General features: G+C 67.8%; 17 protein-coding genes. 7 read left to right on the top strand and 10 right to left on the bottom strand.

Features of this window, described 5'->3' with window-relative positions; translation table 11 throughout:
* Positions 1 to 101: 101 nt before the first annotated feature.
* Entirely contained in the window at positions 102 to 1,022 is a 921-nt protein-coding gene (locus tag WS75_RS21965) for a pyridoxal-phosphate dependent enzyme (protein ID WP_059683113.1), read from the bottom strand.
* Between the two features lie 171 nt (positions 1,023 to 1,193).
* Between WS75_RS21965 and WS75_RS21960 the strand changes: the two genes are divergently transcribed.
* Together WS75_RS21960 and WS75_RS21955 are read left to right on the top strand one after the other, a co-directional pair.
* Positions 1,194 to 2,105, top strand: a complete 912-nt coding sequence (locus tag WS75_RS21960; protein ID WP_059683111.1) for a LysR family transcriptional regulator — start codon at positions 1,194 to 1,196, stop codon at positions 2,103 to 2,105.
* A 504-nt stretch (positions 2,106 to 2,609) separates the two neighbouring features.
* Positions 2,610 to 3,815 (top strand): MFS transporter, encoded by a 1,206-nt coding sequence (locus tag WS75_RS21955; RefSeq protein ID WP_059683234.1) that lies wholly within the window; start codon positions 2,610 to 2,612, stop codon positions 3,813 to 3,815.
* Between the two features lie 97 nt (positions 3,816 to 3,912).
* Here WS75_RS21955 and WS75_RS21950 read toward each other — a convergent pair whose 3' ends face one another.
* The 9 genes from WS75_RS21950 to WS75_RS21910 all read right to left on the bottom strand — a co-directional run bounded on the left by WS75_RS21950 (position 3,913) and on the right by WS75_RS21910 (position 14,972).
* Positions 3,913 to 5,343, bottom strand: a complete 1,431-nt coding sequence (locus WS75_RS21950; RefSeq protein ID WP_059683109.1) for a purine-cytosine permease family protein — start codon at positions 5,341 to 5,343, stop codon at positions 3,913 to 3,915.
* A 315-nt stretch (positions 5,344 to 5,658) separates the two neighbouring features.
* A complete protein-coding gene (locus WS75_RS21945) occupies positions 5,659 to 6,336 on the bottom strand; it encodes an SOS response-associated peptidase family protein (protein ID WP_059683232.1) in 678 nt (225 codons plus the stop codon).
* A gap of 167 nt (positions 6,337 to 6,503) precedes the next feature.
* Positions 6,504 to 7,133 (bottom strand): NAD(P)H-binding protein, encoded by a 630-nt coding sequence (locus WS75_RS21940; protein WP_059683107.1) that lies wholly within the window; start codon positions 7,131 to 7,133, stop codon positions 6,504 to 6,506.
* Between the two features lie 293 nt (positions 7,134 to 7,426).
* Positions 7,427 to 8,818, bottom strand: a complete 1,392-nt coding sequence (lpdA, locus tag WS75_RS21935) for a dihydrolipoyl dehydrogenase (protein WP_059683105.1) — start codon at positions 8,816 to 8,818, stop codon at positions 7,427 to 7,429.
* A gap of 5 nt (positions 8,819 to 8,823) precedes the next feature.
* Positions 8,824 to 10,161: a dihydrolipoamide acetyltransferase family protein gene (locus WS75_RS21930; RefSeq protein ID WP_059683103.1), complete on the bottom strand. Its 1,338-nt coding sequence runs from the start codon at positions 10,159 to 10,161 to the stop codon at positions 8,824 to 8,826.
* A gap of 1 nt (position 10,162) precedes the next feature.
* The gene (locus WS75_RS21925) at positions 10,163 to 11,206 is read right to left on the bottom strand and encodes an alpha-ketoacid dehydrogenase subunit beta (protein WP_059603485.1); all 1,044 of its coding nucleotides are present in this window, start codon (positions 11,204 to 11,206) and stop codon (positions 10,163 to 10,165) included.
* Positions 11,207 to 11,208: 2 nt separating this feature from the next.
* Complete coding sequence (locus WS75_RS21920; protein ID WP_059683101.1) at positions 11,209 to 12,441, bottom strand: 3-methyl-2-oxobutanoate dehydrogenase (2-methylpropanoyl-transferring) subunit alpha; 1,233 nt, start codon at positions 12,439 to 12,441, stop codon at positions 11,209 to 11,211.
* Positions 12,442 to 12,852: 411 nt separating this feature from the next.
* Positions 12,853 to 13,479, bottom strand: a complete 627-nt coding sequence (locus WS75_RS21915) for a flavin reductase family protein (protein WP_059683099.1) — start codon at positions 13,477 to 13,479, stop codon at positions 12,853 to 12,855.
* Positions 13,480 to 13,823: 344 nt separating this feature from the next.
* Positions 13,824 to 14,972 (bottom strand): porin, encoded by a 1,149-nt coding sequence (locus WS75_RS21910; protein WP_059683097.1) that lies wholly within the window; start codon positions 14,970 to 14,972, stop codon positions 13,824 to 13,826.
* Between the two features lie 1,036 nt (positions 14,973 to 16,008).
* On the opposite strand from WS75_RS21910, the gene WS75_RS21905 reads away from it, so the two are divergent.
* The 5 genes from WS75_RS21905 to WS75_RS21885 all read left to right on the top strand — a co-directional run bounded on the left by WS75_RS21905 (position 16,009) and on the right by WS75_RS21885 (position 20,931).
* Positions 16,009 to 17,034, top strand: a complete 1,026-nt coding sequence (locus WS75_RS21905) for a LacI family DNA-binding transcriptional regulator (protein ID WP_059683094.1) — start codon at positions 16,009 to 16,011, stop codon at positions 17,032 to 17,034.
* A gap of 64 nt (positions 17,035 to 17,098) precedes the next feature.
* Positions 17,099 to 18,127 (top strand): ABC transporter substrate-binding protein, encoded by a 1,029-nt coding sequence (locus tag WS75_RS21900; RefSeq protein WP_059683092.1) that lies wholly within the window; start codon positions 17,099 to 17,101, stop codon positions 18,125 to 18,127.
* A 16-nt stretch (positions 18,128 to 18,143) separates the two neighbouring features.
* Positions 18,144 to 18,968 (top strand): ABC transporter permease, encoded by an 825-nt coding sequence (locus WS75_RS21895; RefSeq protein ID WP_059683091.1) that lies wholly within the window; start codon positions 18,144 to 18,146, stop codon positions 18,966 to 18,968.
* Between the two features lie 10 nt (positions 18,969 to 18,978).
* Complete coding sequence (locus WS75_RS21890; protein ID WP_059683088.1) at positions 18,979 to 19,875, top strand: ABC transporter permease; 897 nt, start codon at positions 18,979 to 18,981, stop codon at positions 19,873 to 19,875.
* A 24-nt stretch (positions 19,876 to 19,899) separates the two neighbouring features.
* Positions 19,900 to 20,931 carry an ABC transporter ATP-binding protein gene (locus tag WS75_RS21885; RefSeq protein ID WP_059683086.1) on the top strand — a complete coding sequence of 344 codons (1,032 nt, stop codon included), beginning with the start codon at positions 19,900 to 19,902 and terminating at the stop codon, positions 20,929 to 20,931.
* Positions 20,932 to 20,939: the final 8 nt, after the last annotated feature.

The following is a 20,939-nucleotide window of genomic DNA, read 5'->3' as shown; positions in this document are numbered from 1 at the left end:
AGCGTCGGACGCCCGCGATCATTCCCGCCGCGCGATCACGCCGTCGTTACGTCTTCGCCCGCATCGCCGCCCGGCAGCGCCGCGGCACGCGCGCTGCCGCGTTACCGCAACGTCGCGCTCAGCGTCTGCAACTGCTCGGCCGTCACCGTTACGCCGCCGCACACGATCACCGCGATATCCGACGCACAAGCCAGCACCGGCACCGACTGTTCGAGCGCGGCCAGCGCGGCGCCGCACGCCGGCTCGACGACGATCCGGTGCTCATCCACGAACCGCAGCGACGCAGCCACCGCCTGCGCATCCGACACGACGACCGGATGGATCGCGTGCCGCTTCGCCCACTCAACCGCCGCGTCGCACGGCCGCTTCGCGCCGAGCGACGTCGCGATGCTCGTGATCGCCGGCAATTCGACCGGATGCCCCTGCGCGACCGAGCGCGCGTAGCTGTCCGCGCCCTCCGTCTCGACCGCGACGACCGGCACGTCGTGCCAGCCGTTGCGTGCGAGCCCCTCGAGGACGCCGCACAGCAGCCCGCCCCCACCGACCGCGAGCACGACCGCGTCGGGTTTCGGGCCGGCCGCCGCCATCTCGTCGATCATCGTCGCATGCCCCTGCCACAGCACGGGGTCGTCGAACGGATGCACGAACGCGTCGTGCGCGCCGACGGCCGACAGCGCGTAAGCGTTCGCCTCGACCCAGCTCGCGCCGTGTACGACCAGCTCCGCGCCCTCCGCGCGGATCAGCGCCCGCGCGCGGGCCGACGCGGTTTCCGGCACGGCGACGAGCACCGGCACGCCGAGCTCGCGACCGCAATACGCAACCGCGATGCCCGCATTGCCGCCCGACGACGACACGAACCGGCGCGCGCCGGCCGCATGCCGCGCTTCGCACACCGCGCCGATGCCGCGCAATTTGAACGAACCGGACGGTTGCAGCGCGTCGAGCTTCAATCGAATGTGCTTGCCGAGACGGCGCGACGCGATTTGCGAGCGGACATAGGGGGTCTGGATATGAAGCGGCATGGTGCGGAGCACGGTCGGGACAAAGGGAACGCACGCGGCCCGTGACAGGCCCGGCAACGTCGATCATCGTACGGCACACCCGCCATGCTTTTCCAATACCATCGAATGGTGCTTGCTATGCTTGGCAGGCATATCCACCGAATCAAGGCCGACAACCGGAGTCGACACCGCATGCGCCAGATCGAACTGCGTCACCTGCGTTACTTCGTGGCCGTCGCGCAAGCCGGCAGCGTGATGGCCGGCGCCCGCGCGGCCGGCATCGTCCAGCCTGCGCTGTCGCGGCAGATTCGCGAACTCGAGGACGCGATCGGCACGCCGCTGCTGATCCGCCGCGCGACGGGCGTCACGCTGACGGTGGCCGGCGCGAGTTTCCTGCAGGATGCGACGGGCCTGCTCGCGACGTTGCAGGACAGCCGCGAACGCGCGTTGCGCAGCGCGTCCGGCCAGCTCGGCGAGCTGCGCCTCGGCGCGCTGCCGAACTGCCTGCCGCTGCCGGTCGTCGCGAACGTGCTGAAGGCGTTTCGCGACGCGTGTCCGGACGTGAAGCTATCGATCGCGCCGATGCTGTCTGCCGAACAGGCGGCAGCGCTGACGCGCGGCCAGCTCGACGGCGGCATCATGGCGTGGCGCCGAGACGAAGCACCGCATCTGTCGGGCGTGCGGCTGCTGAGCGACCGCTTCGTGCTCGCGATGCCCGCGCCGCCCGGCGGCCGCTTCCGCGCGCCGCGCACGCTCGCCGACGTCGCACACGAGCCATTCGTCTGGTTCGACGCGCAGCGCTCCGCCGCGCACCACCGCTTCCTGATGGCGCAGTGCGAACAGGCCGGCTTCACGCCGCGCATCGCGCAGGTGGGTAGCGACATCCCGACGCTGATCGGTCTCGTGGCGGCCGGCATGGGCTGCGCGTTCGTGCCGGAAAGCGCGTCGCCGACATGCCCGAGCACGGTCCGGCTCGTCGCGCTCGACGAACTCGCGAGCCGCTTCGATATCGAGTTCGTATTCGACGGTGCGGCGGTGCCGGCGTCTCCCGTCGTCGCGCGGTTTCTCGAAGCGGTGCGCGACGCGGCCGGCCAAGCGGAATGATCGATCGCCGGCATGCGCGATCCGCGCGCCGGCGGTGGATTCCGCCTCGTCGCATGGCAGTGGATTCAGCCGGCTTCGTCGTTATCGCGCACTCAACATCCGCTCGGACGGACGAAAAATCTTTCAGATCGAAGGCGAATGACGCCGTCACGTCAGAATTGTTAAATTGGCACGAAAAGAGGCCGTTAAACGTCATTTCGAAAGCCTATGCCCCGAAATATACTGCGCCCGCATCCAACCCTCGTGCCAAAGAGCGGATGCTTTTCGCCCCGGTCACGGTCCCCCTGTGACCGGGGCTTTTTTCGACGGCGAGCCGCGCCGACGAATCGCTGAAACCTGCTCCCCACGGGCCGCACACGCATGCCGCCTCGACTCCGCATTGTTGATATCGAATCAAGATAGTTTCGCCGGAGCGCGGCTTTTTCCGCAAAAGCAATGCAGGCACACTTCACCCTGTCCGCAATGGCCCGGTGCCGTTGCCCAATGCTTGCAGGAGCGCATCGCGTGAACAGCACGACTTCTTCCCCTTCCCGCCCGGGCAGCAGCGCCGCGCTGCCGCTGCTGGCGCTCGCCGCCGGAGCGTTCGGCATCGGCACGACCGAGTTCTCGCCGATGGGCCTCTTGCCCGTGATCGCCGACGGCGTGCACGTGTCGATTCCGCAGGCAGGCATGCTGATCAGCGCGTATGCGATCGGCGTGATGGTCGGCGCGCCGCTGATGACGCTGCTGCTCGCGCGCTGGTCGCGTCGCTCGGCGCTGATCGCGCTGATGTCGATCTTCACGATCGGCAACCTGTTGTCGGCCGTCGCGCCGGACTACACGACGCTGCTGCTCGCACGGCTCGTCACGAGCCTCAACCACGGCGCGTTCTTCGGGCTCGGCTCGGTGGTCGCGGCGAGCCTCGTGCCGCGCGAAAAGCAGGCCAGCGCGGTTGCGACGATGTTCATGGGCCTCACGATCGCGAACGTCGGCGGCGTGCCGGCCGCGACCTGGCTCGGCCAGATGATCGGCTGGCGCATGTCGTTCGCGGCCACCGCGGCGCTCGGCCTGATCGCGATCGCCGGCCTGTTGGCCGCGCTGCCGAAGGGTGAAGCCGGCAAGATGCCGAACCTGCGTGCCGAATTGTCCGTGCTTACGCGCCCTGTCGTGCTCGGCGCGCTCGGGACCACGGTGCTCGGCGCCGGCGCGATGTTCACGCTGTACACGTATGTCGCCCCGACGCTCGAACACCTGACCGGCGCGACACCCGGCTTCGTCACCGCGATGCTCGTGCTGATCGGCGTCGGCTTCTCGATCGGCAACATCGCCGGCGGACGCCTCGCCGACCGCTCGCTCGACGGCACGCTCATCGGCTTCCTCGTGCTGCTGATCATGACGATGGCCGCGTTCTCGCTGCTCGCCCGCACGCATGTCGGTGCCGCGGTCACGCTGCTCGTCTGGGGTGTCGCGACGTTCGCGGTGGTCCCGCCGTTGCAGATGCGCGTGATGCGTGCCGCACACGAAGCGCCGGGCCTCGCCTCGGCCGTCAACATCGGCGCGTTCAATCTCGGCAACGCGCTCGGCGCGGCAGCCGGCGGCGCGGCGATTTCGGCCGGCTTCGGCTATGCGGCGGTGCCGCTCGTCGGCGGGCTGATCGCCGCGGCAGCGCTCGCGCTGGTCGCACTGCAGATGATCCAGCGCCGCCGCGCGCCGGTCGCCGCGCGTTCGTAAGCGCACGGCGATCCGCACGGTGCCGGTGCGCGGCACCGCAATCGGGAAACGCCCGCACCGGGTGCCGGCACGCGGGCGACGCGATGCGTCAGTCAGCTCAGCGCTGAACCTCGCCGCGTTCGAGCGGCAGGATCAGGCGCTCGGGGATGCTGCGTCGCGATGCACGCGCACCGACGTAGTACAGCACGGCCGGCACGACGAGGCCGAGGATCCACGAGATGTCGGTGCCGCCGAGCGCGTCGACGAGCGGGCCCGTGTAGATATGCGTCGACATGAACGGCAGCTGCACCAGGATGCCGACCACGTAGATCGTGATCGCCATCACGTTCCAGCGGCCGTAGCGGCCGTCCGGATCGGACAGCGCCGGCACATCGTAGCGCGAGCGCGTGAAGCAGTAATAGTCGACCAGGTTGATCGCGCTCCAGGGCGTGAAGAACGCGAGCAGGAACAGGATGAACGCGGTGAATTCCTTCAGGAACGAATGGCGGCCGGCGAGCGCGATCAGCGTCGACACGCAGATCATCCCGAAGATGTACCCGAGACGGCTGCGTGACGACACCGCGCCCTTGCCGCGGAAACCGCTGACGATCGTCGCCATCGACATGAAGCTGCCGTACGCGTTGAGTGCCGTCACCGTCACCTTGCCGAACGCGATGGTGAAATACAGCAGCGCAGCCACGGCGCCCGTCGAGCCGAGGCCGACGATATACGACACCTCATGGTGCGCGAACTGGCTGCCGGCCAGCGCGGCCGCGAACACGCCGAACACCATCGCCGCCTGCGCGCCGATCACCGAGCCGAGGCCAACCGCGAGGAACGTGGCGACCGACGACGTCGAGCGCGGCAGGTAGCGCGAATAATCGGCGACGTACGGGCCGAACGCAATCTGCCACGACGCGGACAGCGACATCGACAGCAGGAAGCTCGCGAGCGAGAAGTGCCGGTTCGCGAGCAGCGCGCCGACGTCGTGGTTCGCGAACAGCTGCGCGAACATGTAGACGAAAGCGACGATGCCGATCACGCTCGCGATCCGGCCGACGAAGTGGATCGCACGATAGCCGAACACCGTCAGCACGACGATCACGGCCGCGAACAGCAGGATGCCGGCCGCGTCGTCGACGTGCAGCAGTTGCGCGACGGCCTGCCCGGCGAGCACCGAGCCGCTGGCGGAAAAACCGATGTACATCAGGCACACGAGCACGATCGGGATCATCGCGCCGTAGACGCCGAACTGCACGCGACTCGAGATCATCTGCGGCAAGCCGAGTTGCGGCCCCTGCGCGCCGTGCAACGCCATCACCGCGCCGCCGACCAACTGGCCGAGCAGCAGCGCGACCAGCGACCAGAACACGTCGCCGCCGAGCACGACCGCCAGCGCCCCCGTGACGATGGCCGTGATCTGCATGTTCGCCGACAGCCACAGCGTGAACTGGCTCAGCAGGCCGCCGTGGCGTTCGGCGTCGGGAATGAAATCGATCGAGCGTACCTCGATCAGACCACCGGCTTTTCCACTGGGATTCGTTGACACGGGAAAATCTCCAAGATACTGAGGATCGCAAATGGTTTGGACGAGACGGGGAACGTGCCGCGCCGCCCTTTCGACTCGTCGGGTGCGGCGCGCCGTGGATCGCCGTGGCACGCGCCACGCACGGTCCGCACGCGGGCGCGCAGCCGGCACGACCCGCGCCGAGAGTGCCAGCGGATCATCTTGTATATACAACATGACTGAATATCGGTGATTACCCGGTGTCTGGCCGTTTTACGGATCGCCCGGGAAAACGGAGTGCATCCGATGGTCGGCGGCGTCAGTTGCGCGTATGAAAAATGCAGGGAAAACGAAACCTCAGGTGCCGGCGGGCGACGCCTGATCGGATGCGGCGACCATGTCGCCGGCGGGAAGGAGAGTCAGCATGCGACGCGCAGCCTCGACGTCGCGCGCATGCAGCCATTCGTCGTAGTCGTCGCGGCGCAGGATCACGACGCCCCGCTTCTCGTCGCCGGGCCGATGCATGCGCGCGAACACCGAATGATCGTCGGCATTGACCGTGAGCATCGTCATGCCGATGCGCTCATGGCCATCGGCGGTTTCGTAACGCCGCCAGAGGCCGGCGACGCAGCACGGTTGCCAGCCGTCGACGCCGATCCGGTGCCATACGTTGCGGCCCGTTTCGTAGCACGGCTCGAAGATCCAGCGCGCCGGAATCAGGCAGCGCTGGCCGTTGCGCCAGGCGTTGCCGTAGAGTCGTGACGAACCGACCGTTTCCGCGCGCGCGTTCACCGTATCGAGCTTCTTGCGCTTACGGCCGTTCTCGTCGAGACGCTCGGGCTGCATGAACTTCGGCCAGAAGCCGAACACCGCGCTGACGACCGCGAGGCCGTCGCCGTCGGCACGCGCGATGGGTGCCGCGTAATCCGGATATACGTCGGGCTCCCACGGATCGCGACGATACAGGTCGCCGATGCCGATCCTCAGCTCGCTGATACCCGGGTCTTCATCAGGGGCGCGGTAGTGGGTGCACACGGTTGGGCAGACGATGGACGCGATGTCTTCATCGTAGGTCAGCACGCGCGCCGCATGTCCGCTATTGCGTGGTGTGGCGAAACAGTCTTACAACAGTTCGGCCCGCCAGCGCAGGCCGCTCGTTCGTTCATCCGTGCCGTCGGCGGCGCATCGTCGCCCGTTCCGGTTCAGGCCAACCGTTCCGATCCGATCACATGCACGCCCGGACGCGCCTCGAGCGCGGCGTCGAGCAGCGCGCGGGCAATGCGCGGCGCGGGATTCACGCGCCACTTGCGCGGCAGCAGCGGCCCGGCCGCGCTCAACGCAAGCACCAGCATCCGTTCGCCGAACCGGAATTCGTCGCGGCTGCCGCCGATCAGGCCGGGGCGCACGTAGGTAAGCGACGCGAACCCGATGCCCGCGAGCGCGCGCTCGACCTCACCCTTCACGCGGTTGTAGAAGATGCGCGAGCCCGGATCGGCGCCGAGCGCGGAATTCAGCACGTAGGTCGGCGTGCCGGACCGGTGCGCGAGACGCGCGACCGCGAGCGGATAGTCGTGATCGACGCGGCGAAATGCGGCCTGCGAGCCCGCGACGCGCATCGTGGTGCCGAGCGTGCAGATCACCGCGTCGGCCTGCCACCAGTCGGCCGCCTCGGGCAGATGATCGAAGTCGACCTCCGGCGCGCGCATCTTCGGATGCGGCGACAACGGCCGGCGCGCGAGCACGACGACCTGGTCCACCCGCGCATCGGCCAGCGCGGCTTCAAGGACATGACGCCCGACGAGTCCGGTCGCGCCGACGAGCAACAGTTTCATGGCAAGTCATTCCGTGTGAGGCCGATGAATCGGCGTGGAACCGACACGATGAACGGTCCGCGCGAGAGGGTCAACCGCAACCCGCATCCCGCCCGCCACGCGCGCGTTCCCGCCAGCCTCGGCACGCTCGGCGCAACACCGGTCCAGCGCTTGTCCGCCTGCGAAAACGACGACATGTCGCTGAACCCCAGTTCCGCCGCGATTTTCCTTGATCGACAGCCGCCCTTCGGCGACCAGCGCCTGCATGCGCGTCTTGCGCACCGCATTCGAGGTGTCGCGGAAGCGCGCGGAGATCACACATGCAGCGCATGCCCCAGCGCGCGCAACGCCGCCTCCTGCATCGCTTCGCCGAGCGTCGGATGCGCGTGGATCGTGCCGCCGATGTCTTCGAGCCGCGCGCCCATCTCGAGCGACTGCGAAAACGCCGCGGCCAGTTCCGACACGCCGCGCCCGACCGCCTGCCAGCCGACGATCAGATGCGTGTCGCGCCGCGCGACGACGCGCACGAAGCCATCGGTCGCCTGCAACGTCATCGCGCGGCCGTTCGCCGCGAACGGGAACGACGCGCTGATGCAGTCGACGCCGGCCGCCTTCGCGTCGTCGGGCGACCAGCCGGACGTGACGACCTCGGGATCGGTGAAGCACACGGCCGGGATCGACGCCGGCGTGAACTTGCGGCGGCGTCCGGCGATCAGTTCGGCCACCATCTCGCCCTGCGCCGTCGCGCGATGCGCGAGCATCGGCTCGCCGGTGACGTCGCCGATCGCCCATACGTTGCGCATCGACGTCCTGCATTCGTCATCGATGCGCAGCGCGCGGCCATTGCGATCGAGCGGCAGCGATTCGAGCCCGAAGCCGTCGACGCGCGGCCGGCGGCCGACCGCGACCAGCACGCGGTCGGCCGGCAGCGTCTTCTCCGCGCCGTCGGGCGCCTGCACGCGCACGGCGCCGTCGCTCGCGAGGCCCAGCACCTTGTGGCCCAGCCAGAGCCCGACGCCGAGCCGCGCGAGCGAATCGGCGACCGGCTTCGCGAGTTCCGCGTCGTATGCGGGCAGCACGCGTTCGGCCACCTCGACGATGCCGACGTCGACGCCGAGCTTGCGATAGACGAATCCGAGTTCCAGCCCGATGTACCCGGCGCCGACGACGATCAGCCGCTTCGGCAACGACGCGGGCGACAGCGCCTGGGTCGACGACACGACGTGGCCGCCGAACGGCATCGACGGCAGCGCGACCGGTTCCGAACCCGACGCGACCAACAGGTGCTCGCATGCGATCCGTGTCGTGTGGTCGCCGGCGACGACGTCGACCGTCTTGCCGTCGACGACGCGCGCCTCGCCGTGCAACACGCGCACGCCGTGCTTCTTCAGCAGCCCACCGACGCCGCGCGTGAGCCGCTCGACGATGCCGTCCTTCCACGCGACGCTTTTCGCGATGTCGATCTCCGGCGTGCGCACGCGAATCCCGAGCATCCCTTCGCCGGCCTGCCCGCACGCCTGCTCGAACGCGTCGGCGACATGGATCAGCGCCTTCGACGGAATGCAGCCGATGTTCAGGCACGTGCCGCCGAGCCGTTCGCGCTCGACCAGCACCGTCGGAATGCCGAGCTGCCCCGCGCGAATCGCGGCGACGTAACCGCCCGGCCCGCCGCCGATCACGAGCAACGTGGTGTGTTCGTTCTTCATCGCGCTCACTCCACGAACAGCAGCGCCGGGCGCTCGAGCAACCCGCGCACGGCCTGGATGAATTCGGCCGCATCCGCGCCGTCGACGACGCGATGGTCGAACGACGACGACAGGTTCATCATCTTGCGCGCGACGATCGCGCCGTCTCGGATCATGGGCCGCTCGACGATCCGGTTCACGCCGACGATGCCGACCTCGGGATGATTGATGACCGGTGTCGACACGATGCCGCCGAGCGCGCCGAGGCTCGAGATCGTGATCGTCGAGCCGGTCAGTTCGTCGCGCTGCGCGCGGTTCGCGCGCACCGCGTCGGCGAGCCGCGCGATTTCCGCCGCGATCGACCACACGTCGCGCGCTTCCGCGTGACGCAGGACCGGCACCGTGAGACCGTCGTCCGTCTGCGTCGCGACGCCCACGTGCACCGCGCCGTAGCGAGTGACGACACCGGCTTCGTCGTCGTAGCGCGCGTTGATCTGCGGGAAGTCGCGCAGCGCGATCACCATCGCGCGAATCAGCAGCGGCAGCAGCGTGAGCCGGCCGCGCGTGTCGCCGTGGCGCCGGTTCAGCTCGGCGCGCAGCGCTTCGAGCTCGGTGACGTCGAGCTCCTCGACGTAGCTGAAGTGCGGAATGCGGCGCTTCGCTTCCTGCATCTTGCGCGCGATCGCGCGCCGCAGGCCGATCACCGGCACGTCGGTTTCGTCGTTGCGCTCGTCGTAGCCGCGCGCCTGGGATCCGCGCGCCGCGCCGCCGCCCGTGCGTGCGTACGCATCGAGGTCCGCATGCAGGATCCGCCCGGCTTCGCCGGTGCCGCGCACGTAGCGCAGCTCGATGCCCATGTCCCATGCGCGCTGGCGCACCGCCGGCGACGCGAGCGGCCGTTCGCCCGGCGCGAGTGCCGCGCGGGGCGGCACCGCGTGTTCCGCGCGGCGCGGCTCGGCCGGCACGCGGGACGCGGCAGGCGGCGTCGCCTTCGGTGACGCATGTGTTTCGGATCCCTCATCGATGGACGACGGCTCCGCACGCACATCGACCGCCGCCGGCGACTGCGTCACCTCCGCGCCGGCATCGCGCGCCTTCACGCCCGGCTTCAGGTTGCCGTCGCCTTCGACTTCGAGACGGATCAACTCGCTGCCGACCGCCATCATCTCGCCGATTCGCCCGCCAAGCTCCAGCACCTTGCCGGCCACCGGCGACGGAATCTCCACCGCCGCCTTGTCGGTCATCACATCGGCGAGCGGCTGGTCTTCGGCGATCGTCTGCCCCGGTTGCACGTGCCAGGCCACCAGCTCGACCTCGGCAATCCCTTCGCCGATATCCGGCATCTTGATGACATGAATCCCCATCTCAGGCCTCCATCACGCGTCGCAACGCTTCGCCGACCCGCGCCGGGCCGGGGAAATACGCCCATTCCTGCGCGTGCGGATACGGCGTGTCCCAGCCGGTCGTCCGCTCGATCGGCGCTTCCAGATGGTAGAAGCAGTGCTCCTGGACGAGCGACACCAGTTCCGCGCCGTAGCCGCAGGTGCGCGTCGCTTCGTGCACCACCACGCAGCGGCCGGTCTTGCGCACCGACGCGACGATCGTGTCGAGATCGACCGGCCACAGCGTGCGCAGGTCGATCACTTCCGCATCGATGCCGGTCTCCTCGGCGGCGGCCAGCGACACGTGCACGGTCGTGCCGTACGTCAGCACCGTCAAGTCGTTGCCGGGCCGCACGACGGCAGCCGTATCGAGCGGCACCGTGTAATAGCCTTCCGGCACCGCGCTGCCCGGATGCTTGAGCCACGACGTGACGGGACGCTCGTGATGGCCGTCGAACGGCCCGTTGTACAGGCGTTTCGGTTCGAGGAAGATCACCGGATCGTCGTTCTCGATCGAGGCGATCAGGAGTCCTTTCGCGTCGTACGGATTCGACGGCATCACCGTACGCAATCCGCAAACCTGCGTGAACATCGCCTCCGGGCTCTGGCTGTGCGTCTGGCCGCCGTAGATGCCGCCGCCGCACGGCATCCGGATCGTCATCGGCGCCGTGAACTGGCCCGCGGAGCGATAGCGCAGCCGCGCGCCTTCCGACACGATCTGGTCGGACGCCGGGTAGAAGTAGTCCGCGAACTGGATCTCGCAGACCGGCCGCAATCCATACGCGCCCATCCCGACCGCGGCGCCGACGATCCCGCCTTCCGAGATCGGCGTATCGAACACGCGCGACTTGCCGTACTTGGCCTGCAGCCCCTCGGTGCAGCGGAACACGCCGCCGAAGTAGCCGACGTCCTGCCCGAACACGACCACGTCGTCGTCGCGGCCGAGCATCACGTCCATCGCGGAGCGCAGCGCCTGGATCATCGTCATCGGCTGCGCCGATGCCGTCGTCGTTTCATGTTGCGCCATGATCAGGCTCCCAGTTCCTGGCGCTGGCGGCGCAGATGCGCGGGCAGCTCCTTGTACACGTCGTCGAACATCGAGGCCGGCGACGGAATCCGGTCGTCGGCCAGCGTCCCGAACTTCTCCGCCTCCTTCTGCGCGGCCATCACCTCGGCCTCCAGCTCGGCCGTGAGCGCATCGTGCGCGCTGTCCGACCAGATGCCCTTCGCGATCAGGTGCTGCTTGAAGCGGGCGATCGGATCGCCGAGCGGGAAATGTGCCCAGTCGTCGCTCGGCCGGTATTTGGTCGGATCGTCCGACGTCGAGTGCGCGCCGGCGCGATAGGTCACCCACTCGATCAGCGTCGGGCCGAGATTGCGGCGCGCGCGTTCGGCCGCCCAGGTCGATGCCGCGTAGATCGCGAGGAAGTCGTTGCCGTCGACGCGCAGCGAAGCGATGCCGCAGCCGACGCCGCGCCCGGCGAACGTCGTGCCCTCGCCGCCCGCGATCGCCTGGAACGTCGAGATCGCCCACTGGTTGTTGACGACGTTCAGCACGACCGGTGCGCGATACACGTGCGCGAACGTCAGCGCGGTGTGGAAGTCGGATTCCGCGGTCGCGCCGTCGCCGATCCATGCGGACGAAATCTTCGTGTCGCCCTTGATCGCCGACGCCATCGCCCAGCCGACCGCCTGGATGAACTGCGTCGCCAGATTGCCCGAGATCGAGAAGAAGCCGGCTTCGCGGTCCGAATACATGACCGGCAGCTGGCGCCCCTTCAGCGGGTCGCCTTCGTTCGACATCAACTGGCAGATCATCCGTTCGAGCGATACGTTGCGCGCGATCAGGATGCTTTGCTGGCGGTAAGTCGGGAAGCACATGTCGCCATGACGCAGCGCCATCGCATGCGCGGCGCCGATCGCCTCTTCGCCGAGGCTCACCATGTAGAAGGAGATTTTCTTCTGACGCTGCGCGATCATCATGCGCGCGTCGAAGATGCGGGTCTTGAGCATCGCGCGCATCCCCGCGATCAGGCGCGCATCGTCGAGGTCCGGCGCCCACGGGCCGAGGGCTTCGCCGTGGTCGTCGAGCACGCGCACCAGGCTGCGGGCGAGATGGGCGGTATCCGCCGGCGCAACGTCGATCGGCGGGCGGCGAACCGCGCCTGCCGGCGATAGATGCAGATAGGAAAAATCCGTCTTGCAGCCCGGACGCCCGGTGGGCTCCGGCACATGCAGACGCAATGGCTCTGACAGGCTCATCGTGTCGTCTCCACGCTCGATTGTGTCTCACGCTGATGGAAGCGCGCGGCCGGTTGCCGGCTCACGCGCGAGCTGGCGCACGGATAAGCGCGCCAACCTTGGAAATTTATGCCTTATGGCGCGAAACGTCGATGGCCAACCCGCTCGTTGCGGGTGAGCAGATTTGCCATGGCGGGGTCGATGGACGATCGATGCTGGCGGCGGCGTGAACGCGCGCCGCCCGTGCTGCGCTGCGTCAACGGCCGGTGAAGCGTGCGTGTCGAGGCCGGACCGATCGGCACACCGCGGTCATATCGGACGATACGAAGCAAAAGACCCCGCGAAATCCTGGATCCCGGCGGGGTCTCGGTGCGTCGGGGCGCTTGCGCGCCAGCTTGGCCGGCTGGCCGACTGGCCCCGGCGGACGATGAATCACGCGTCGGGGCGCGCGATGTCGAAGCGGCTGCCGGGCGTCACGTGCACGTAGGCCGATGGGCCGCCGGCGCGCAGGATGATGCCCGCGCCGAACGTGTCGAAGATGCCGTCCTTCAGCAGGTCATGACGAATATGCACGGCGATGACCTCGCCGAGCACCAGCGTCGCCGGTGTCTCGACGCCGCGGTGATCGCGCAGCCGGATCACGTCGGTCACCTTGCATTCGAAATTCACGCCACTTTCCGCCACGCGCGGCACGTCGACGAGGCGCGACGCAATCGCGGTCAGGCCGCCGAGTTCGAATTCGTTGACGCCATACGGCACCGCGGCACAGGTCTGGTTCATCCGCTCGGCAAGGTCGCGCGTCGCGAGGTTCCAGACGAACTCGCCGGTCTCCTGCACGTTGCGCAGGCTGTCCTTCGCGGCGATGCTCGAAAAGCCGATGATCGGCGGACGATAGTTGAACGCGTTGAAGAAGCTGTACGGCGCGAGGTTGAGCGTGCCGTCCGCGCCTCGGGATGAAATCCAGCCGATCGGGCGCGGACCCACGATCGCGTTCAGCGGGTCGTGCGGCAGCCCGTGGCCTTGCGACGGTTCGTAATAGTGGTAGTTCAAATCGGTCATGGCGGGTGGTGTTGAGGCAGGTAAATGGTGTTGAAAGCGCTCGGCGCACGTGCGTGTGCCGGTGACGCACCTGCGTGCGGCGCGACGTGTGTCCCAAGTATCACATGGCCTCACGTTCGTCGCAGCGAAGGGCGCCGCGGGCAGCGTTGCAACGCCGATGCGGGCGGCACGCCCAATGAAAAACCCGCGAGTGCATGGCGTCTCGCGGGTCTCGCCGAGGCCGGCCTCCACACGATCCACCCGTCCGGCACCACTGCAAGAGTAGAACGGCCCGCGATCCTTCACGCTATCGCATGCGGGCCGATGCGGTGACCGGCGAACGGTGCCCGCGAACAGCAGCCATGTCAGAAATGATGCAGTAGCGCGACACGCACGACGTACTGGTTCGGGCCCGACGAGATGTCGGCCGCGCCCGGAACGTACGCGTAGTCGAAGTCGGTCCCGGTGTGTGCGTTCATCGCATGCTGATAGACCCCTTCCACGAATACCGACGTGCGCTTCGACATGTCGTAATTCAACTTCGTGCTCAACTGATGCCACTTCGGATTGAACGAGCCGACCGTCGAGGCGACACGAGCCTGCGTATAGGTGTAAGCCGCGCCGAGGTACAACGCGGGCGTGAAATGATAGAGCCCGTTGACCTCGAAGTTATCGAATTTCCACGCGTTCCATGTGCCGCCGGCCGGCTGCGTCGTCCCGGTGAAATACGCATTGGACGTCGGATCGTACACATCCGCGTGCGAGTATGTGAACCCGACGAGCGCATTCGCAAACGCGTAGTTCACGCCGATGCCGATGTTCTGCTGCGACGACGCATCGAACGTGTTGTCGCCGGTGATCGCGCCGGTCGTATCGGCATTGTGCGCGTTGTTGATCTTCAAATACGACGCGCCGACCGTCAGCCCGCCCTGCTGGTATTGCAGCGCGGCGCCATACAGACGATTGTTCGCAAAGCCGCCCGCCTGATTGCTGAATCCGTACATGGCTTCCGCGGTAATCCCGTGCCATACGGGCGACACGTATTTCACCGAGTTGTTCACCCGGAACGAGTAATCGGTGTTGTCGTTGTCGTAGGGATGCGCAAACAGATAGCCCGTCCAGTTTCCATTCGCGGTGAGCGGCGAGAAAATGTCGACGCTCGGATCGTACTGGCGGCCGAGCGTGACGGTGCCGTAACGCTCCGACGCGATGCCGACGAAAGCCTGACGGCCGAATTCCCGGCCGCCCTGGCTCATTTTCCCGTTGTTGACGTCGAAGCCGCTCTCGAGCGTGAAAATGGCCTGGTAGCCTCCGCCGAGGTCCTCTGTACCCCTGATGCCCCAGCGGCTGCCGTAATCGTAGCCGCTTTGCAGTTGCACGGTACCGTGGCCGCGTGCGTTGCTCGTGTAGTTGATACCGTCCTCGATCTTGCCGTAGAGCGTCACGCTGCTTTGTGCATGCGCGGCGGTGGCAAGCAACGCGGCGGGCACGATGATCCCCCAACGCTTGTTCATGATGATTTACCCCCCAGGTCTCTCGTTTGCTGGTCGCAATGCTTGCGCGCTGCGAATGCGTGCCGCGCCGAGGTATCCCGCGATGCGACGGGCGCAGTGTAATGAGCCGTTTTTCTACTGTTAGTGACCGGCAGCGGAAAGGTGCTCTCCGGAACGGAGACTATTTTTCGGCACGGAAACCGGATAGCACGGTGGTAAAGACCACTTCATCGGGGGCGGCGACGTGCGACGCGTAACAGCTCATGCCCATATGCCGGCATACACCCGCATGCCCTCGGACGTGAATGGCACCCGAGCAGGACCCGAAAACAAAAAACCCGCGAGAAACGTGTTTCTCGCGGGTCTTCCGAACTTCATGGCATCGCAGTGAAGCGAATCTGGTGCCGGGGACCGGACTTGAACCGGCAAGCCAATTAAGGCGGCGGATTTTCGTCACACTGCTTCTTTCAAAGCCGGCGGCGTCGAAACGAAGCCGTTCGTGCGCTGGACTATGCCTTCGCCGTCGCGCGCGGGCGTGATCGCCGCCCGTGCGCCTTAGGCGCCCCCCGTCTAGTCTCTACACCTTCCTCGCTTGAGCTGTACCGCGAGGCTTGGCTCGGCGTTGCCTCGATGCGCACATCAGGGGTTTCGCCGAATTTGAAGGGTTCTGCACCGACCGTTTCCGGCCGGGCACTCAATCGTTTAAGTCCGCTATGTTTACCAATTTCATCACCCCGGCAAAAGGGCGGACGCGATTCTACCATTGCTTGCACATGCGTTAGCGGATTCACGCGCATTGCATCGCGACGCAGCATGTCGGCCCCCGCCGTCTGCGCCCCGATTTATCCGCCGTCATCGACATCGACGCGACACCTTGATCGATTTCGTCCCGCGCCGCAGCATCCGCCGATACAATCGAATCCGCCCCGCTCGCCGGGCGCCAAACGTCAGATGTTTGTATCGTGCCGCTCGCGAAACAGACGTCTCGCGCGTCATCGCGAAGTCACAAACGTTTTCGATAATTTCCCTGCCGAAAACGTTTACATCGCGTAACTTCATGACCCCGACCATCAAGGACGTCGCCGCGCTCGCCGGCTTCTCGATCGCCACCGTCTCGCGTGCGATCAACGCGCCGCACACCGTCAGCCCCGCCACGCTGGCGACGATCCGCACCGCCATCGACACGCTGCAGTTCCGCCCGAGCCCGCTCGGCCGGCAGTTGCGCGGCGAGCGCACGCGGCTCGTCGGCGTCGTCGTGCCGACGCTGTCGAACCCGGTCTTCGCCGACTGCCTGCAGGGCATCGACGAACTCGCGACCGCGGCCGGCTTCAAGCTGATCCTGATGACGACCGAATACGATGCGGCACGCGAGCGCCATGCGATCGAGACGCTGCGCGAACAGCGCGTCGAGGGGCTGATCCTGACCGTCGCCGACGCGGACACGCATCCGCTGCTCGACATGCTCGACCGCGACGGCCCGCATTACGTGCTGATGCACAACGACACGCAACGCCGCCCGTCGGTGTCGGTCGACAACCGCCGCGCCGCCTATGACGGCGTCCGTCTGCTGACCGCGCGCGGTCATCGCCGCGTGCTGATGCTGGCCGGCTCGCTCGCCGCGTCGGATCGCGCACGCCAGCGCCATCTCGGCTACGCGCAAGCACTCGAGGAAGCCGGCGTCGCGACGCTGCCGCCGGTCGAAGTCGACTTCAACGCGGCCGAGTTGCCCGATGCTGTGCTCGCGCACCTCACCGCGCAGGCCACGCGCCCGACCGCCCTCTTCTGCAGCAACGACCTGCTCGCGATGGTCGTCATGCGCGGCCTGCGCCGCGCGGGCTTCTCGATTCCCGACGACCTGTCGGTGCTCGGCTTCGACGGCATCGCGATCGGCGAGTTGCTCGCGCCGCCGCTCGCGAGCGTCGCGACGCCGAACCAGGACATCGGCCGCCATGCATGGCGGCGTCTCGTCGAATGCATCGGCGGCGCGACGATCGAGCGCACGTCGCTGATCCTGCCGCATACGGTGCGCGACGGCGCGACGGTCGCGCCGCCGGCCGCCGACCTTCAGTTGCACCAGGCCTGAACGCGCGCGCCGCGCCATCGCGCACGACGCGACGACCTACCCTTACCCCGCCCGGAGACCCACCGTGTCCTTTCGCCTGACCTCGCTGCTGCGCGTGCTCGCGGCACCCATCGCCTGCGCCGCGCTCGTCGCGTTCGCACCCGCCGCCCACGCCGACGACACCGCGATCTGCTACAACTGCCCGCCCGAATGGGCAGACTGGGCCGCGCAGATCGCGGCGATCAAGCAGAAGACCGGCATCCGCGTGCCGTTCGACAACAAGAACTCGGGCCAGGCGATCGCGCAGCTGATCGCCGAGCAAAAGAGCCCGGTCGCCGACGTCGTCTATCTCGGCGTGTCGTCGGCGTTCCAGGCGAAGGACAAGGACGTGATCGCGCCGTACAAGCCCGCGCACTGGAACGACATCCCCGCGAACCTGAAAGACCCGCAGGGCTACTGGTTCGCGATCCACTCGGGCACGCTCGGCTTCTTCGTGAACAAGGACGCGCTCGACGGCAAGCCGGTTCCGCGCTCGTGGGCCGACCTGCTGAAGCCCGAATACAAGGGCATGGTCGGCTACCTCGATCCGTCGAGCGCGTTCGTCGGCTATGCGGGCGCGGTCGCCGTCAACCAGGCGCTCGGCGGCAGCCTCGACAACTTCAAGCCGGCGCTCGACTGGTTCCGCAAGCTGAAGGCCAACGCGCCTATCGTGCCGAAGCAGACTGCGTATGCGCGCGTGCTGTCCGGCGAGATTCCGATCCTGCTCGACTACGACTTCGACGCGTATCGCGCGAAGTACAAGGATCACGCGAACGTCGAGTTCGTGATTCCGAAGGAAGGCACGATCGCGGTGCCGTACGTGATGAGCCTCGTCAAGGGCGCGCCGCACGACGCGAACGGCAGGAAGGTGCTTGACTTCGTGCTGTCCGACGAAGGCCAGAAGCTGTGGGCCAACGCATACCTGCGTCCGGTGCGCGCGCAGACGCTCGGCGCCGACGTCGCCGCGAAGTTCCTGCCGGCGAGCGAATATGCGCGGGCGAAATCGGTCGACTTCGGCAAGATGGCGGCCGGTCAGCAGGCGTTCGGCCAGCAATACCTGCAGGTGATGCAGTAAGCGCCGGACTCAAGCCATGCTCGACCTGACTTTCCCGCTGCGCTGGCGCGTCGCGCTCGTCGCGCCGGCGCTCGCGGTGTTCGCCGCGTTCTGGCTGCTGCCGATGGCGGCGCTCGTGCAGGTGTCCGCCGACGGCGCGTTCTTCACGCGGTACGCGGCGCTGCTCGGCAACGCGCGTTACATGAAGAGCCTCGGCGAAACGGTCGCGTTGTCGGCCGGCGTCACGCTCGCGACGCTCGCGCTGTCGACGATCTCGGGCCTGCTGCTGGCGCGCCGCGCATTCGCCGGCAAGCGCGTGCTGCTCGCGCTGCTCACCTTTCCGCTCGCGTTCCCGGGCGTCGTGGTCGGCTTCATGGTGATCATGCTCGCCGGCCGGCAAGGGCTGATCGGGATGCTGTCCGCCAAGCTGACCGGCGACAAGTGGGTGTTCGCGTATTCGGTTGCGGGGCTGTTCGTCGGCTACCTGTACTTCTCGATTCCGCGCGTGATCGTCACGGTGATCGCGGCCGCGTCGAAGCTCGACGCGTCGCTCGAGGAAGCCGCGCGCTCGCTCGGCGCGTCGCCGTGGCGCATCTTCGTCGACATCGTGCTGCCGGCGCTCGCGCCGGGCCTGATCGCGGCCGGCGCGATCTGCTTCGCCACCGCGATGGGCGCGTTCGGCACCGCCTTCACGCTCGCCACCGACCTGAACGTGCTGCCGATGACGATCTACACCGAGTTCACGCTGAACGCGAACATCGCGACGGCGGCCGGCCTGTCGATCGTGCTCGGCATCGTCACCTGGGCCGTGCTCGCGCTCGCGCGCCGCTTCACCGGCCACACCGCCGCCGCCGCGGCCTGAGGATTCCTTCATGCAATCGCTTTCCGGTTCGTCGGCGCCGTCGCCGGCACCCGCGCCGTCGCATGCCCACGGCGCCGCACGGCGCGCGCCGCGCGTGTCGGGCGCGCGTGCGATCGCCGCGCTGCAATGGGGCGTCACGCTGCTTTTGTGCGCGTTCCTGATCGTGCCCGTCGTGATGTCGGTGCTCGCGGGCCTCACCGTCAACTATTTCCGCGGGCTGTCGAGCGGCCTCACGCTGCGCTGGCTCGAACAGGTGTGGCAGCAATACCAGAGTTCGGTCGCGCTGTCGCTCGGCGTCGCGTTCGCGACGCTCGCGATCGTGCTCGTCGTCGGCGTGCCGGCCGGCTATGCGCTCGCACGCAGCAAGAACCGCGTCGCCCGCGTGATCGAGGAAGCGCTCGTGCTGCCGGTCGCGCTGCCGGGCCTCGCTTCGGCACTCGCGCTGCTGGTCGTGTACGGCGGCTTCACCGCGTTCCGGATGAGCCTGTGGTTCATCGTGGTCGGCCACGTCGTGTTCACGCTGCCGTTCATGGTGCGCGCGGTCGCGGCGGTTGCCGCCGGCGCCGACCTGCGCACGCTCGAGGAAGGCGCGGCGAGCCTCGGCGCGTCGTTCGTCACGCGCTTCGTCACGATCGTGCTGCCGAACCTGCGCCCCGGCATCGTCGCGGGCGCGCTCGCGGTGCTCACGCTGTCGATCGGCGAATTCAACCTGACGTGGATGCTGCATACGCCCGACACGAAGACGTTGCCCGTCGGGCTCGCCGACACCTACGCATCGATGCGCCTCGAGGTCGGCAGCGCCTACACGATCGTGTTCCTGCTGATGACGCTGCCGCTTCTCGTCGCGATGCAGTGGCTCGGCGTCGATCCGTCCGGCACGCGCGCACTGAAGCGTCGCCCGCGCTGACCCTGCGTTGACTTTCCCGCTCCCATGAAACTCGATTCCACTTCCATCACCCTGACCCGCTGCGCGAAGACGTTCCGCGGCACGCGCGTGCTCGAACCGCTCGACCTGTCGATCGGCGCGGGCGAGACACTCGTGCTGCTCGGCCCGTCGGGCTGCGGCAAGACGACGACGTTGCGCCTGATCGCCGGCCTCGACACGCCGGACGCCGGCGGCACGATCCTGTTCGGCGGCGACGACGTGACCGCGCTTCCGATCGAGCGCCGCCAGGTCGGCATGGTGTTCCAGAACTACGCGCTGTTCCCGAACCTGACGGTGCGCGGCAACGTCGGCTACGGACTGAAGATCCGCAAGACGGAGCCGCGCGCGCTGCGCGAACGCGTCGACGAATTGCTCGCGATGATGCGGCTCGACGCGCATGCGGACAAACCGGTCGATCAGTTGTCGGGCGGCCAGCGTCAGCGTGTCGCGCTGGCGCGCGCGCTCGCGGTGCGCCCGCGCGTGCTGCTGCTCGACGAGCCGCTGACCGCGCTCGACGCGAAGCTGCGCGACGTGCTGCGCCGCGACATGAATGCGCTGCTGCGCGACCTCGGTGTAACGACCGTGTACGTCACGCACGACCAGGCCGAGGCGATGGAGCTCGGCGACCGGATCGTCGTGATGGGCGCGGGCCGCATCGAGCAGATCGGCACGCCGCGCGACATCTATTACCGGCCGGCGAACCGCACGGTCGCGCAGTTCATCGGCACGCTGAACCGGCTTGCGGGACAATGGCGCGACGGCGCGCTCGTGACGACCGGTGGCTCGATCGTCACGCCGCACGCCGCCGACGAGTGGTTCTTCCGCCCGGAGGATGCGCAGCTCGCCGATCCCGCGCATGCGCCGCTGCGCGGCGCGATCGGCGCGTGCGCGTTCCTCGGCGAGCGCACGCGGCTCACGATCGAGCATGCGGCGCCCGATGCGCTCGTCATCGACGTGCCGGGCCGCGTCGAGCTCGCGCGCGGCACGGCGGTCGGCCTCACGATCGCGGCGGAAGGCCTGATCGCACTCGCCGCGTAACGCCGCCC

The organism is Burkholderia sp. FL-7-2-10-S1-D7, assembly GCF_001524185.1.
Lineage (GTDB): Bacteria > Pseudomonadota > Gammaproteobacteria > Burkholderiales > Burkholderiaceae > Burkholderia > Burkholderia diffusa.
The sequence above is the reverse complement of the archived record's forward strand: the minus strand, read 5'-3'. Positions and strand labels throughout refer to the sequence as shown.